12 protein-coding genes are annotated in these 14,366 nt (G+C 58.7%); 11 read left to right on the top strand and 1 reads right to left on the bottom strand.

From position 1 onward, the window contains the following. Nucleotides 1–16: 16 nt before the first annotated feature. The 10 genes from ACP7B0_RS03175 (at nucleotide 17) to ACP7B0_RS03130 (ending at nucleotide 12,115) form a co-directional block, all read left to right on the top strand. Complete coding sequence (locus ACP7B0_RS03175) at nucleotides 17–1,687, top strand: DUF1302 domain-containing protein (protein ID WP_426139461.1); 1,671 nt, start codon at nucleotides 17–19, stop codon at nucleotides 1,685–1,687. 14 nt (nucleotides 1,688–1,701) lie between these two features. Beyond that, nucleotides 1,702–3,069: a DUF1329 domain-containing protein gene (locus ACP7B0_RS03170; protein ID WP_426139460.1), complete on the top strand. Its 1,368-nt coding sequence runs from the start codon at nucleotides 1,702–1,704 to the stop codon at nucleotides 3,067–3,069. Between the two features lie 52 nt (nucleotides 3,070–3,121). Continuing rightward, a complete protein-coding gene (locus tag ACP7B0_RS03165; protein WP_426139459.1) occupies nucleotides 3,122–4,252 on the top strand; it encodes a WD40/YVTN/BNR-like repeat-containing protein in 1,131 nt (376 codons plus the stop codon). 3 nt (nucleotides 4,253–4,255) lie between these two features. After that, nucleotides 4,256–6,748 carry an efflux RND transporter permease subunit gene (locus ACP7B0_RS03160; RefSeq protein WP_426139458.1) on the top strand — a complete coding sequence of 831 codons (2,493 nt, stop codon included), beginning with the start codon at nucleotides 4,256–4,258 and terminating at the stop codon, nucleotides 6,746–6,748. Beyond that, on the top strand, nucleotides 6,738–7,925 hold the full coding sequence (locus ACP7B0_RS03155) for an MFS transporter (protein ID WP_426139457.1): 1,188 nt from the start codon (nucleotides 6,738–6,740) through the stop codon (nucleotides 7,923–7,925). Before ACP7B0_RS03160 ends, ACP7B0_RS03155 begins: the two co-directional genes overlap by 11 nt. A gap of 77 nt (nucleotides 7,926–8,002) precedes the next feature. Next, nucleotides 8,003–8,584 carry a cupin domain-containing protein gene (locus tag ACP7B0_RS03150; protein ID WP_426139456.1) on the top strand — a complete coding sequence of 194 codons (582 nt, stop codon included), beginning with the start codon at nucleotides 8,003–8,005 and terminating at the stop codon, nucleotides 8,582–8,584. Beyond that, the gene (locus ACP7B0_RS03145) at nucleotides 8,581–9,564 is read left to right on the top strand and encodes a fumarylacetoacetate hydrolase family protein (RefSeq protein ID WP_426139455.1); all 984 of its coding nucleotides are present in this window, start codon (nucleotides 8,581–8,583) and stop codon (nucleotides 9,562–9,564) included. The genes ACP7B0_RS03150 and ACP7B0_RS03145 overlap by 4 nt, the downstream gene beginning before the upstream one ends. Nucleotides 9,565–9,573: 9 nt before the next feature. Then, entirely contained in the window at nucleotides 9,574–10,584 is a 1,011-nt protein-coding gene (locus ACP7B0_RS03140; RefSeq protein ID WP_426139454.1) for an NAD-dependent epimerase/dehydratase family protein, read from the top strand. After that, nucleotides 10,571–11,362 carry a cyclase family protein gene (locus tag ACP7B0_RS03135; protein ID WP_426139453.1) on the top strand — a complete coding sequence of 264 codons (792 nt, stop codon included), beginning with the start codon at nucleotides 10,571–10,573 and terminating at the stop codon, nucleotides 11,360–11,362. The genes ACP7B0_RS03140 and ACP7B0_RS03135 overlap by 14 nt, the downstream gene beginning before the upstream one ends. 6 nt (nucleotides 11,363–11,368) lie before the next feature. After that, on the top strand, nucleotides 11,369–12,115 hold the full coding sequence (locus tag ACP7B0_RS03130) for a FadR/GntR family transcriptional regulator (RefSeq protein ID WP_426139452.1): 747 nt from the start codon (nucleotides 11,369–11,371) through the stop codon (nucleotides 12,113–12,115). Here ACP7B0_RS03130 and ACP7B0_RS03125 read toward each other — a convergent pair. Next, nucleotides 12,105–13,028 (bottom strand): LysR family transcriptional regulator, encoded by a 924-nt coding sequence (locus ACP7B0_RS03125; protein WP_426139451.1) that lies wholly within the window; start codon nucleotides 13,026–13,028, stop codon nucleotides 12,105–12,107. The genes ACP7B0_RS03130 and ACP7B0_RS03125 overlap by 11 nt on opposite strands. A gap of 282 nt (nucleotides 13,029–13,310) precedes the next feature. Between ACP7B0_RS03125 and ACP7B0_RS03120 the strand changes: the two genes are divergently transcribed. Next, on the top strand, nucleotides 13,311–14,270 hold the full coding sequence (locus ACP7B0_RS03120) for a LysR family transcriptional regulator (RefSeq protein ID WP_426139450.1): 960 nt from the start codon (nucleotides 13,311–13,313) through the stop codon (nucleotides 14,268–14,270). Nucleotides 14,271–14,366 lie beyond the last annotated feature (96 nt).

Genomic DNA, 14,366 nt, shown 5'->3' with positions numbered 1-14,366 from the left:
ACAGAGAGGTTTCTCCATGGCACGTATCAATGCCGCCGTTTTTTGCGGCGAACGTCCTCCCTTTGCCCTGAGTCTGGCTGCGCTGATGCTCGGTATGTTCGGCACCAATGCCAGCGCATTCGAAATCGACTCCGGCAATCCCGATCTTCGCGTCCGTTGGGACAACACACTCAAATACAGCGCTGCGTGGCGAGTAGAGGGTCAGTCCGACAAGCTGACCGAAGGGCAGACTTCCCTCAGTCTGGACGACGGCGACCGTAATCTCGACCAAGGCTTGATTTCCAACCGTCTGGACCTGCTGTCGGAGTTCGATGTCACTTACCAGAACTTCGGCGCGCGGGTCAGCGGTGCCGCCTGGTATGACGATGTCTACAACAAGAAAACCGACAACAATGATTTAGATCGCAACAACAGTCTTTCAGGTGATGAGTTTCCCAGCGATACCCGCGAGCTGCATGGTCGCAAGGCTGAATTGCTGGATGCGTTTATCTTCGGCAAGGGGACAATTGGCGATAGAGCCATCTCTGGTCGGGTCGGCCAGTACGCCATGCAGTGGGGCGAAAGTCTGTTCTACGGGGCTAACGGTATCGCCGGTGGCATGGCACCTATCGACGTGGTCAAGAGCCTGTCGGTGCCCAACACCCAATTCAAAGAGCTGATCCGTCCGGTCAAACAAATCTCTACGCAATTTGAGCTGACCCCTGAAGTATCGGTGGGCGCCTACTATCAATTTGAGTGGGAAGCTAACCGTCTTCCGGCCTCCGGCAGCTACTTTTCAACAGATGATTTTTTTGGCGATGGCAACGAGCGGCTGTATGCGGGTTCACCTGTGATCCCCGGCGGGCAGCCGTTGGCCTTTTATCATGGCAAGGACAAGGACGCGAAAGACTCGGGGCAGGGCGGCTTGCAGCTGCGAATTCGCGGCGAGACGGTGGACTGGGGGCTGTATGCGATCCGGTTTCATGACAAATCCCCGCAGCTTAACGTGCGCCCGGACTTCGCTAACCTCAATCCCCAGACGGGCAGGGCGGGAGAATACTACTGGCTCTATCCCGAAGGGATTGAAGCCGTTGGCGGCAGTTTTTCCCTGACCCAAGGCGACTACAACATCGCCGGTGAAATATCGACCCGCTGGCACCAACCCCTGGCGTCGACCAATCAGCGCACCCTGCTGGCGGGAGAGGCGCTGAACAATGATAACGATCCGCTTTACGCCACGGGACACACGTTGCACGCCAACCTGTCCTGGCTGGCAACGTTAGGCCCCTCTGTCATTTCTCAAGAAGCCAGTTTCATGGGCGAGTTTGCCTGGAACCGGACCCTGAGTGTCACCCGCAGCCCTGAAGCAGTAGATCCCAATGCCGATCGCGATGCCTGGAGCGTGCGAACCGTTTATGAGCCGATGTACCGCCAGGCCTTCCCCGGTCTGGATCTCAGTATCCCGATGGGAGCCAGCTACACCCAGGGCAACTCGTCAGCGCTGGGCAGTGGCTTTGGCGTCAATAACGGTGGTGATCTCAACATCGGGCTCAAGGGCAACTACCTCAATAGCTGGAATCTCGGCCTGACCTACACCCATTACTACGGGCCGGAGAATACCTTTCTCGACGCATCCAGCAACTACACCTACGGCCAGACGATGAAAGACCGTGACTTTGTGTCTTTCTCCGTCAGCCGCACTTTTTGACCCAGGGGCAACCGATGAATACCTACAAGCGCGTCGCTACTGTGTTTACCTTTCTGGCTTCTTCATTGCTGATTGCCCAGGGAGCCCTTGGAGCTGTCTCGGCTGAGGAGGCAGCCAAGCTGAAGACCTCGCTGACGCCGCTGGGCGCCGAGCGCGCCGGCAATGCCAGCGGGACGATTCCTGCGTGGGATGGGGGCTACACCAAGGCTGACCCCAACTATAAAGACGGCGGTAAGCGCAGTGATCCATTCGCCAATGAGAAACCGCTGTACACCATCACGGCGCAAAACATGGGGCAATACAGCGACCAGTTGTCCGAGGGCGTCAAGGCGATGCTCAAGAAATACCCGGACACCTATCACCTGGATGTCTACCCGACCCACCGGACCGCTGCTGCGCCACAGATTGTGTACGACACGACCTTCAAGAATGCGACCCAAAGCAAACTGGTGGACAGCGAAGGAGGGCCTAAGCCCGAGAACGCCGAAGGGGGTATTCCATTCCCTATCCCACAGAGCGGCGCCGAAGCCATCTGGAACCACCTGACACGCTGGCGCGCGGCGTCCTGGCACGCCAGTTTCTTCCAGTATCTGGTGACCTCTGACGGTAAGCCAGTGCTGACCAACGATTCGCGGGCCGACTATCAGATGCCCTGGTATCTACCCAAAGGTGCCAACAACGACGGCGTCTTCTGGGAAACGCGGATGACCAACGACGGGCCACCGTTGCGTGCGGGAGAAGGGATTGTCGGGCGCGAGAATATCAGTGCAGACAAAACCGTCACGTGGACTTACCTGCCAGGGCAACGCCGGGTTCGCCGTCTGCCCAACAGTTGCTGCGATACGCCGACGCCGGCCAGCGCCGGGGTCATGAGCTTCGATGAGCTTTATGTGTTCACCGGTCGAATTGACCGATTCAACTGGAAACTGGTGGGCAAGAAAGAGTTGTACATCCCGTATAACTCGAACAAGGTCTTTACCGCCAATGCCCCCACTGACCTGCTGGGCAAGCATCACCTGAACCCTGCCTCAATCCGCTGGGAACTGCACCGCGTCTGGGTGGTGCAAGCATCGCTGGCCGATGGCAAGCGTCACGTATTGCCCAAGAGCACCTACTACCTCGACGAAGACACCTGGAGTGCCGTATTGGCTGAGCGTTACGACGCCCAGAACCAGTTGGTGAAAATGTTATGGACGACCCCGGTTGTCTTGCCTGACCTGCCAGGTGTGGTGACCGTCAACAACGGTTTCTACGACCTGCTGTCCGGGGCCTGGTTTGCAGGCGACATCTTTGCCGGCAAAAACGAACAGTACCGAATCATGCCTGCTTACCCGGATTCAGTGTTCACCGGCGATGCGCTGGCGGGTGAAGGCGTTCGCTGACACCAGGTGTTGCGCCCGTGCAGACGGGCGCATCCAATCGAGGAGAAGATTGATGGTCTGTTGCCTTAACTACAAGAACCTGCTTGCAAGCGGGCTGCTTTGTGCGCTGCTGACCCCTGCGCTGACGCTGAACGTGCGAGCCGCCGAGCAGCCCGATGTACTGGCGCAGCCCAGTGTTATCACGCGACAGGCTACGCATGCGGTGCTGTTGGGCGTCACCCGGGTTGGCCAACGTTTGGTCGCGGTGGGCGAGCGAGGTGTGCTGCTGCTGTCAGATGACAATGGCGTCAGTTGGCGCCAGGTGCAGATGCCTGTCAGCACGACCCTGACAGCGGTGCAGTTTGTCGATGACCGAAACGGCTGGGTCGTCGGACATTCGGGAGTCGTGCTGCATTCTGCAGACGCGGGGCAGAGCTGGCAGTTGCAGCTCGATGGGGTGCGCGCCGCCGGGTTGGAGTGGGCCGAAGCGCAAAAAGCCGTGGAGACCACGGCCAGCGATGACGCTCAACAACGACTGATTGCCGCAAAACGGATGGTCGACGATGGCGCGGACAAACCCTTTCTCGCGCTGAACTTCAGTGATGCCGAACACGGCATGGTCGTCGGCGCCTATGGTTTGGCGATGCGTACCGAGGACGGTGGCAAGAGTTGGCAGTCATTGATGGGCCATATTCCCAATGCCCAAGGCTTGCATCTGTATGCGTTGGCTCGTTCCGGCGAGACGGTTTATATCGCCGGCGAACAGGGTTTGCTGCTTCGATCGCAGGATTCGGGAAAGCACTTCGAACCTCTGGCCAGCCCTTACGACGGTAGTTACTTCAGCCTCGCAGTCCAGTCGGACGGCGCGCTGCTGGTGGGCGGTCTGCGCGGCAATATCTTCCGCTCACGTGATCAAGGTGCCACGTTCGAAGCCTTGGTCAATCCAGTTCCTGTATCCCTTGGATCGGCATTGCGTATCGGCCAACAGACGTTATGGGTCAATCAGGCGGGCGGCCTGCTGTCCGGGGCAGACGACAGCCCGCTGCTGCAACCTCAGGTGACACCGGAAGGCCCACCTCTGATTGACGTGGTCAACGCCCCCGATGGCTCGCTGGTCGGGGCTGGGTTCGCAGGTGTTTTACGCATGTCGATGCCCGGTGTGGGCCTGTCGCCCAGCCAATCTGCCCAAGCCGCTCTGGAGTAATAGATGAACATCACGACTCCTCATAGCGCTCAGCCCGTTGTCAGCAGCCTGGCCGATTTTGATCGCCAGTCCGGGTCGTTACTTGAGCGGGCATTGTTCAACCATCGGCGTCTGGTCCTGCTGATTTGCCTGTTGATCACTGCGTTGCTGGGCTGGCAGACGACTCACCTGCAACTCAACGCCAGCTTCGAAAAGATGATCCCCAGCGATCATCCGTACATCGTCAATTACCTGGATAACCGCAAACAATTGTCCGGTCTGGGCAATGCGGTGCGTATCGCCGTCGAGAACAAGTCGGGCTCCATCTACGATGCGCACTACCTCAAGCAACTGCAAAAGCTCAATGACCAGGTGTACCTGCTGCCAGGTGTCGATCGGGCCTACATGAAGTCCTTGTGGACACCCGCTACCCGCTGGGTAGGTGTCACTGAAGATGGGCTGGAAGGCGGGCCGGTGATCCCTGATGGCTACAACGGTGATGTCTCCAGCCTTGCGGCGCTCAAGCGCAATGTTGAGCGATCCAATGAAATCGGGCAGTTGGTCGCGTTCGATCAACGTTCGAGCATCCTGTATGTGCCTTTGCTGACGACCACCGCTGACGGACAACCGCTGGACTACACAAAACTGTCCCGGCAACTGGAAAGCCTTCGCCAGCAATATCAGAGCGACACCATCGGCATTCACATCACGGGTTTTGCCAAGGTGGTGGGCGATCTGATCGACGGCCTCAGGCAGATTCTGTTGTTCTTCGCGGCGGCGCTGGTGATCACCACCACAGTGCTCTATTGGTTCACCCGTTGCCTGCGTAGCACATTGCTGGTGGTCTGTTGCTCGCTGGTCGCGGTGATCTGGCAACTGGGCCTGTTGCCAATGCTCGGGTATCAACTGGATCCGTATTCGGTGCTGGTGCCATTTCTGGTGTTCGCCATTGGCATGAGCCACGGCGCGCAGAAAATGAACGGGATCATGCAGGACATTGGTCGCGGCGTTCATAAACAGATCGCTGCTCGCTATACCTTCCGCCGGTTGTTCCTGGCGGGCCTGACAGCGTTGCTTTGCGATGCAGTGGGTTTTGGTGTGTTGATGATCATCAAGATTCAGGTCATTCAAGACCTGGCGGTGATCGCCAGCATCGGCGTGGCGGTGTTGATTTTCACCAACCTGATCCTGCTGCCGATCCTGCTGTCATTTCTCGGTGTCAGTAAGACTGCGGCCTTGCGCAGCCTCAAAAGCGAGCAAATGGCCGAGTCTGGGGGCAGCAAACACGCTGTGTGGCGTTTCCTCGATCTGTTCACCCAACGTAAATGGGCCACCGTCGGTGTTGTCGTTGCGGGATTGCTGGCCATTGGCGGCTATCTGGTCAGCACGCACCTCAAGATCGGGGATCTGGATCCGGGTGCGCCGGAGCTGCGTGCCGACTCCCGTTACAACCAGGACAATGCGTTCATGACGGGTCATTACGGGGCCAGCAGTGATGTGTTTGCGATCATGGTCAAGACGCCGGTCGGTGCCTGTTCCCATTACGACACGCTCCGCCGGGTGGACAACCTGGACTGGCAACTGCGTGGACTGGAAGGCGTCGACTCGACCAACTCGCTCGCTTTGCTCAACCGCCGCATGCTCGTTGGCCTGAGTGAGGGCAGCCCGAAATGGTACGAGCTGCTGAACAACCAGGCGACCCTGAACATGATCACGGCAGGGGCACCACGGGGGCTGTACAACGAAGACTGCAGCCTGCTGACCTTGTACACCTACTTGTCCGATCACAAGGCCGACACGCTCAGCCGAGTCGTCGATACCGTAGAGGCCTTTGCCCGAGACAACAACAGCGATCAGGCGCAGTTTCTGCTCGCGGCGGGAAACGCTGGCATCGAAGCCGCGACCAACATCGTCGTCAAACAAGCCAGTCACGAGATGCTCTGGTGGGTTTATGGCGCAGTCATCCTGTTGTGCCTGGTGACCTTCCACTCATGGCGGGCGGTGCTCTGCGCGGTGTTGCCCTTGGTGCTCACGTCCATCCTTTGTGAAGCGCTGATGGTCGCGCTGGGCATCGGCGTCAAGGTCGCCACGTTGCCGGTGATCGCGCTGGGCGTAGGTATCGGCGTGGACTACGCGCTGTACGTGATGAGCATTGTGCTGGCCCGCCTGCGTCTGGGTGAAAGCCTGTCCCAGGCCTATTACCACGCTCTGTTGTTCACCGGGAAAGTGGTGATGCTGACGGGCGTTACCTTGGCTATCGGGGTTGGCACCTGGGTGTTGTCCCCCATCAAGTTCCAGGCCGACATGGGCATTCTTCTGGCGTTCATGTTCGTCTGGAATATGGCCGGGGCGCTGATTCTGCTGCCGGCGCTGGCCTACTTTCTGTTGCCTGTGAGCCGCCGCGAGGGGGCAGGGCAGCGTGTCGACGCTGCAACTGACGGCGCTGCGACACCTTCCCCCGCTGCGCGTGAGCGCGATACCTATAAAACAATACCGGAGATGGCCAATGAGCACTGAACGAAAGGCAAGATTTCCGCAATCTTTGTTGTTGCTGCTGGGCAGTTGTCTGCCGGTACTGGGCGCAGTATTGCTGGCCCCCGTGCTGCCAGGCATGCAGGCGCATTTTGTTGATACACCCGGCGCAAATGTGCTGGTGCCCATCGCATTGACCCTGCCAGCCCTCATGATTGCCCTGCTGGCACCCGTTGCCGGGATCATCGCTGACCGCCTGGGCCGCAAGCCGCTGTTATTGGGCGCCATGTTGCTCTACAGCGTGTGCGGCCTGTTGCCGATCTGGCTTGAGTCGCTGACCGCCATTGTCATCAGCCGGGCGGGCATAGGCCTTGCCGAAGCGGCGATCATGACCTGCTGCACCGCCTTGATGGGCGACTATTACAGCGGGGCGCGTCGCGAGCGGTTGTTTGCCCTGCAAATGGTTGCCACGTCCTTATCGGCGACGCTGTTCATTACCCTGGGCGGTGTCATGGGGGAGAGCGGCTGGCGAACCCCTTTCAGTTTGTACGCCATCGGGTTCATGTTGCTGCCGTTAATGGCGTTGTGGTTGTGGGAACCGCAGGAAAGTCACGCAACGCGCGACGGCGTAAAACCGGCGTCCAGTCCGTTTCCCTGGCGCAGCCTGGCGCCAGCTTATGTGCTGTCAGCCATGGCTGGCGTGAGCCTGTACGTTGTGCCGGTACAAAGCGGCCATCTGCTCAATCTGCTGCATATCGATTCGCCTCAACAAATCGGCATGACTATGGGCGCCAACCAGCTCGGAATATTGGTCGGGTCCCTGAGTTTCCCACTGTTAGCCCGCTGGCGCCCACAGTACCTGCTGACACTGGCCTTCGCTCTGACGGGCGCGGGGGGTTGGTTGATGGCCGTTGCCTCCAGTCATACGGTGTTGGCCATCGCCGTGACGATCAATGGCCTGGGCATCGGTTTGATGATGCCAACCCTGCTGACCTGGATCATGGCCCAAGTCGATTTCAGTCAGCGCGGGTACGCGGCAGGCGGTTTTACCGCGGCGTTTTTCGCCGGTGAGTTTGTCAGTCCGTTGGTGGTGCTGGCGATTATCGGGGGTGCGAAGGTCGAGTTGCCGACTGCACTTCTGGCCCTGGCTGCCGTGCAGCTTCTGGTCGCTGTGGCGTGCTTCGCTGCGGGACTTAAACCACGCCGGGTTCTGGCGACCTGACCGCCTGCGCAATACATCTGACGATTGATGGCGCAAGCACCATCAGCGATGGCGATTGATTAAGGAGTCCAAAAAGAATGCAAGCACTTCCCGGTTTCAAACGTGTGGTCACAGGCCACGACGAACAGGGTCTGGCACTGGTCGCTTCCAGCGGACCGACGCCTCACAATTTCCCGCTCAAGGCCGTCCCCGGTACGGTGTTCTATGAAGTGTGGAACAGCACGAACAGCCCGGTTTTGCTGGATAACGGCGCCGATCCCACGGCCAAACCCTTGCAGCTGAGCCCTTCGGCTCTGGGCAGCCTGATACGTGTCGTGGATATCCCGCCAGACAGTGTGCAGAACGCCGTCAGTGACGAGGACGCTGCCGCAGCCTTCGCCGAAATCGGCGAGTCCCATGCTGGCACCGGGACGGTAGAATCCCGGCACAAATTGATGCACCGCACCGAGACCCTCGACTACGGCATCGTCACCGAGGGTGAAGTGTGGCTGGTGCTGGATCAGGAAGAGGTGCACCTCAAGTGCGGCGATATCGTCGTGCAACGGGGCACCAATCACGCCTGGAGCAATCGCACCGAACATATGGCGCGGATGGTATTCATTCTGCTTGACGGGCGTTACAGCGACGAGCTGGCCGCTACGCAAGGAGCGCACCGATGAAACTGGCAACCCTGAAAAGCACCGGTCGCGATGGACGACTGGTACTGGTGTCGCGTGATCTGCGCCAGGCACTGGACGTGGGCGATATTGCGGCCACCCTGCAGCACGCCATCGATCGCTGGGCCGAGGTCGAGCCGCCGCTGCAAGCGTTGTACCAACAACTGAATGAAGGGCGTGCAGCAGACGCTTTCGTTTTTGACCTGGCACAGGCGGCTGCGCCATTGCCGCGTACCTATCAGTGGCTCGACGGCTCGTCCTTCATTTCCCATGGCTATCTGATGCAAAAAGCGTTTCACCTGGAGCCTATCGAAGACGTCGAAACCATTGCGCTGATTTACCAGGGGGCGGGCGATGACTTTCTGGGCTCCCGTGACGATATCCCATTGCCCAGTGAGCAACACGGCATCGACTTCGAAGGCGAGTTCGCGGTGGTGGTGGATGAAGTGCCAATGGGTTGCCCGGCCGAGGCTGCCATGGGCCATATCAAGCTGATCCTGCAGCTCAACGACGTCAGCTTGCGCGCCCTGGCTCCGCGTGAAATGAAAACCGGATTCGGCTTCCTTCAGGCCAAGCCATCCTCCAGTTTTGCCGCCGTTGCGGTAACGCCGGACGAGCTGGGCGATGCCTGGCGTGAGGGTCGCGTGCACCTGCCGCTGCACGTTCACTGGAACGGTGAATGGTTTGGCAATCCCCATGGTGGAGCCATGCACTTCGGCTTTCATCAGCTTATTGCCCACGCCGCGCTAACCCGTCGCCTGGGCGCCGGTACGGTGGTGGGCTCGGGTACCGTCTCCAATGTCGACCGGCGAATGGGTTCGGCGTGCATCGCTGAACGACGAGCCATCGAAATGATTGAGCACGGCGCACCAAAGACCGGCTTCATGCGTTTTGGCGACCGAGTGCGGATGGAGGTGCTGGGCAGCGACGGGCAGTCGCTATTCGGTGGTATCGATCAGCGCGTCGTTCCAGCCAAAGGCTGAGGAGCACTCATGCGAATACTCGTCACAGGGGCCAACGGTTTCATCGGCCGCGTCCTGGTCCAACGCCTGCTCACGACCGGGGTTTTAAGCGGCAAGCCCATCAGTACGCTGATTCTGCTGGACAAAGAACTGAGCGATTTCCCCGAGGACAATCGGCTGCGCCGCAGCGTCGGCAGTGTCAGTGACGCAGCCTTGCTGCGCCGGATACTGGCTGACGGAATCGATGTGGTCTTTCATTTGGTGAGCGTACCGGGTGGCGCTGCCGAGCAGCATTACGCTCAGGGCTACGAGGTTAATTTGCAGGCCAGCCTGGAGTTGCTTGAGCAACTGCGGCAACAGCCAGCAATTCCTAAGCTGATCTATGCCAGTAGCGTCGCGGTTTACGGCCCGAGTCTGGCGGGGCGAATGGATGAGACTGCAAGAACGCATCCAGAAATGTCCTACGGCTCCCACAAGCTGATGGTTGAGGTGGCGCTGAACGATCTGGCGCGGCGTGGCGAGGTCGATGGTCGCGCGGTGCGTTTACCCGGCATCGTTGCCCGCCCTCGAGCCGCCAACGGATTGCGTTCGGCGTTCATGAGCGACCTGCTGCATGCGTTTGCTGCGGGCGAGCCTTACTGTTGTCCCGTGTCCCCCCAGGCAACGGCATGGTGGATGTCGGCGCGCTGCTGCGTCGATAACCTCGTGCACATGGCGCAAGTGGACAAATCTGCACTGGGGGACCAGCACGTCTGGCAACTGCCTTTGTTGCATTTGTCCATTGCCCAGGTCATCGATGCCCTGGCAGCGGTGTACGGGGAGCACAGGCGCGAACTCATCACGTTTGCCCCGGATGAAAGCCTGGAGGCATTGTTCGGCCGCTTTCCAGCCATGAGTGCTCCCAAGGCCCGGGCATTGGGGCTGCGTCATGATGGCTCCGCTGCGGGGCTGGTCCGAAACGCTTTGAATCCCTCTGCCCGCACACGGCGTGCAGGCGTGGCTAATTATTCTGCTGGAGACCTTGCTCATGAAACTGACTAATCGACGTCTGGTGGATTTGTCCGTCTGCCTGGAAAACAACCTGTATACCGATCCGCCGCCGTTATTGCCGAAGATTGAATACAGTAACCATCAGGAAGGTTGGCCGGAGATGGAGGCCATGTTTCCCGGCCTTAAAAAATCCGATCTGCCGGGCGATGAATCCTGGGCTGCCGAACGTTTGTCTATCACCACCCATAGCGGCACGCATATGGATGCGCCCTGGCACTACGCCTCGACCACCGATGGCGGCAAGCCTGCCTATGGCATTGATGAGCTGCCGCTGGAGTGGTGCCTGCAACCGGGCGTGAAACTGGATTTTCGGCACCTGCCTGACGGGCACGTGGTTACAGCGGGCGAGGTGGAGGCCGAATTGGCACGCATCGGCCACTCGTTGAAACCCTTGGATATTGTCCTGGTCAACACGCGGGCCGGAGCCTTGTTCGGTTCGCCCGGCTACCTGGATGCGGGTATTGGCATGGGGCGTGAGGCCACGATGTACCTGCTGGAGAAGGGGGTTCGGGTAGTCGGTACTGATGCGTGGAGCTGGGATGCGCCGTTCAAGTACACGCGTGCACGCTTCACCGCCAGTGGCGATGCCTCGATTATCTGGGAAGGGCATAAGGCCGGTCGGGATATCGGTTATGGCCAGATGGAAAAGCTCGCCAATCTGGAAAGTCTACCACCCCATGGCTTTTTGGTTTCGTGCTTCCCGTACAAGATCAAGCATGCATCGGCCGGTTTTGTCCGTGCTGTAGCGATTTTCGAAGACGCAGAGTGATTGCTCATGAGTGATATGAGTGCGTTGCCTAAACTTCGAAAAAAGCGCCGTAGCCTTTCTCAAACCCTTGAAGCGCTCTTGTCAGAAGACATTAGCGCGGGGCGGTTGAGAGGGGGCGAACAGCTGCCCACCGAGACGGCTATCATGCTTGAACATGGGGTAAGCAGAACCGTCGTTCGCGAAGCCATGTCTCGCTTGCAGGCCTGTGGGGTGGTGGAGACACGCCACGGCGTGGGGACTTTCGTGCGCGGGAGCACGCTGTCCTTGGGGCCACTCCTTGATCCCGCTACGATGGACATCATCGCCGACTCACTGGCCATCATGGAGCTGCGCGTGGGCCTGGAAGTGGAGGCGGCAGGGCTTGCCGCTCAACGACGAACGCCCGATCAGTTAAAGGAGATGCGCGCGCTGCTTGATCGGTTGAAACACGCCGAGGTCCTGGCTGATGAACTGGCCGTCCTGGATTTTCAGTTCCATTTGAAAATAGCCGAGGCCACCGGCAATCCCTACATCGGCGATACGCTACGCAATCTTGGCAGCGTCATCGTCCCGCGTAGTCGACTCGATTCTGCGCGCCTGTTCCACGATGACCCCCTGAGTTATGAACAGCGCATTCATGACGAGCACGAAAGAATTTATGAAGCGATCCAGGGGCAGAACGTTGAAAACGCACGTTCTGCCATGCGCCTGCACCTGGATGACAGTCGTGTGCACCTGCATCAGGTACACGAACAGAACCAGGTTAGAGAATAAGGGGCGTGTCGAGGTTACGTACCGTATCCACTACCTTGCCCCGAAGCCATCGCAACATCGGGTCGCTGTCCATGCTGCGGTGCCAGGCCATGTATTCCTTCATCGTTGTCAACTCCACAGGCGGTCGAATCAATCGCAAGGGCAGCGTTTTGGCGTACAGCGCGGCAAGCCGGCTGAGCATGGTTGCGATACGTTCAGTGCCCATGATCAGGCTGGGGATCGTGCTGAAATCGTGAGTAATGACCTCGAGCCGACGGCTGCACCCGTATTGTTTAATCAGCCATTCATCGACGCCTGGGGTCCTGTTCCTGCCAAACGTAGCGGCGATGTGACCCAACTCAAGATAGCGTTCCAGCGTCAGGTTCTGACCGACGCTGGTGTTGCCTTCCCACACTACGCAGACGTGTTGTTCCTCAAAGAGCAATTCTGAGGGGTGCTGGGTGGAAATGTAGTGTTCGGGCGCGATCATCAAGTCGATCTCGCCATGCAGGAGCATCTCGAGAGGGGAGTCATTCGGGCTGACCAGTTCAAACGTCACGAAAGGGGCTTCACGATTGGCTTCTTTGATGACCTCGGCAAAGATGACGCATATCAGGTAATCAGAGGCCATGACACGAAAATGACGTTTGCTTTCAGCGATGTTTTCGCCGGGTTTGCTGGTGATCGATGTCTGGATCTTGAGAAGAATTTCGCGCACGGGACTTTGTAGTTGCCTGGCCCGCGGGGTGAGCATCATTTTGCGTCCCACCTGCACAAGCAGATCGTCCTCGAAGTAGGTTCGAAGACGGCCGATGACGCCACTGGTTGCCGATTGAGTCATGTGCAAGCGCGCCGCAGCCCGCGTAATGTTTTGCTCCTCCAGCAAAATATCGAGTGCCACCAGAAGGTTAAGGTCCAGATGTTCGAAACGCATGGCATTGCTCTCTTATTGTTTTTGTTTTTTTGTACTTTCATTGAGCGCCCGGTAGTTGTCAACTGGTGAATGGCGGCAACGTGACTGCTGAACTCCAGAGTTGTTAATGTTTCGAACCGCGTCATGTATCTCGCAAAGTGATAGTGCGTATCGCCATTCACGATGGGTGAGCGGAAGATATCGCGTGCAAGGCCTGAGCCAGGGCTCTACCGTGAACCCGGCGTGCAGGTTCGCCTGGTGGTCCAGGCTTCAAGGCACGCCATGGTTTTGGAGTGGGGCGACATGAAAAACAATAAAAACCTCAACACTACTTATATGTTTGACGCGGCACCTCATGGTGCTTCTTCTGTTTTAACCATTGTCGATCCTCGATGGATATTATTTATACGTGTCGCCACGGTGGGAAGTTTAAGTAAAGTCGCTGCCTTACTTGACATGCCTCAGTCCATGGTGAGTCGAAATATTGCGATGCTCGAATCGCAATGTGGCGAGCGCCTGTTTCATCGGACCGGACGGGGTGTGGTTCTGACCGAGTTCGGGGAGCAGTTACTGCCGTGCATATCGAGCCTTCTCGCGGACGCCGAAGGCCTTGCCGATGACATTCGTAACCTGCGGGGGAAACCGGTGGGCGAGGTGGTGGTAGGCATGCTGCCTTCTGCTGTAAGCCGGTATGCGGGGGCGCTGTTTGCGACAGTTCGGGCGCAGATGCCGGGTGTCAGATTGCACCTGATCGAAGGGGCAAGCGCTCAACTCGAAGAGCAGTTGCACGATGGTCGTCTCGATATGGCGTTGGTCCTGCGTGAGGATGAGATGAGCATCGGTGAGGCGTATCTACTGGCCAGGGTTCCTTTGCACCTGGTAGGGCCCGCCACAGATCCCGTCCTGCGTAATCGGGATATCCCCTTGGGGCGGTTGTCCGGGTTGCCATTGGTGGTGCCCGGGCGTCCCCACTTACTCAGAGCCAGGCTCGATCACCTGGCGGTTGAGCACGCCATGGCCTTGTGCATCGCTGTCGAGGCGGATTCCGTGCACCTCCAGTACGAAGTGGTTGCGGCGGGGGGCGGCTATGCGATTGCTTCTGTACTGCCGGGTTCGCTGGACCGGCGGCTGACCTCTTCGCGCATCGTCGACCCCATGCTCGAGCGCTTTGTAGTGCTTGTCGAGTCGCCTCGGCGACCCTTGACCCGCGCTTCCCGGGCGGTACGCCAGCTGATCTGCAGCCTGGCCATGCCATCGACTTGAACGATAGCTGCTTTCGATTCCACGCAGTATTCGCGACAGCAAGTGCCTCGTAGGGTGTCAGTCAATCCATGACGGACACCCGATTGCGAGGTTAAC

The sequence above is a fragment of the Pseudomonas sp. DWP3-1-2 genome, from assembly GCF_049896285.1.
In the GTDB taxonomy this organism is placed as follows: domain Bacteria; phylum Pseudomonadota; class Gammaproteobacteria; order Pseudomonadales; family Pseudomonadaceae; genus Aquipseudomonas.
The sequence above is the reverse complement of the archived record's forward strand: the minus strand, read 5'-3'. Positions and strand labels throughout refer to the sequence as shown.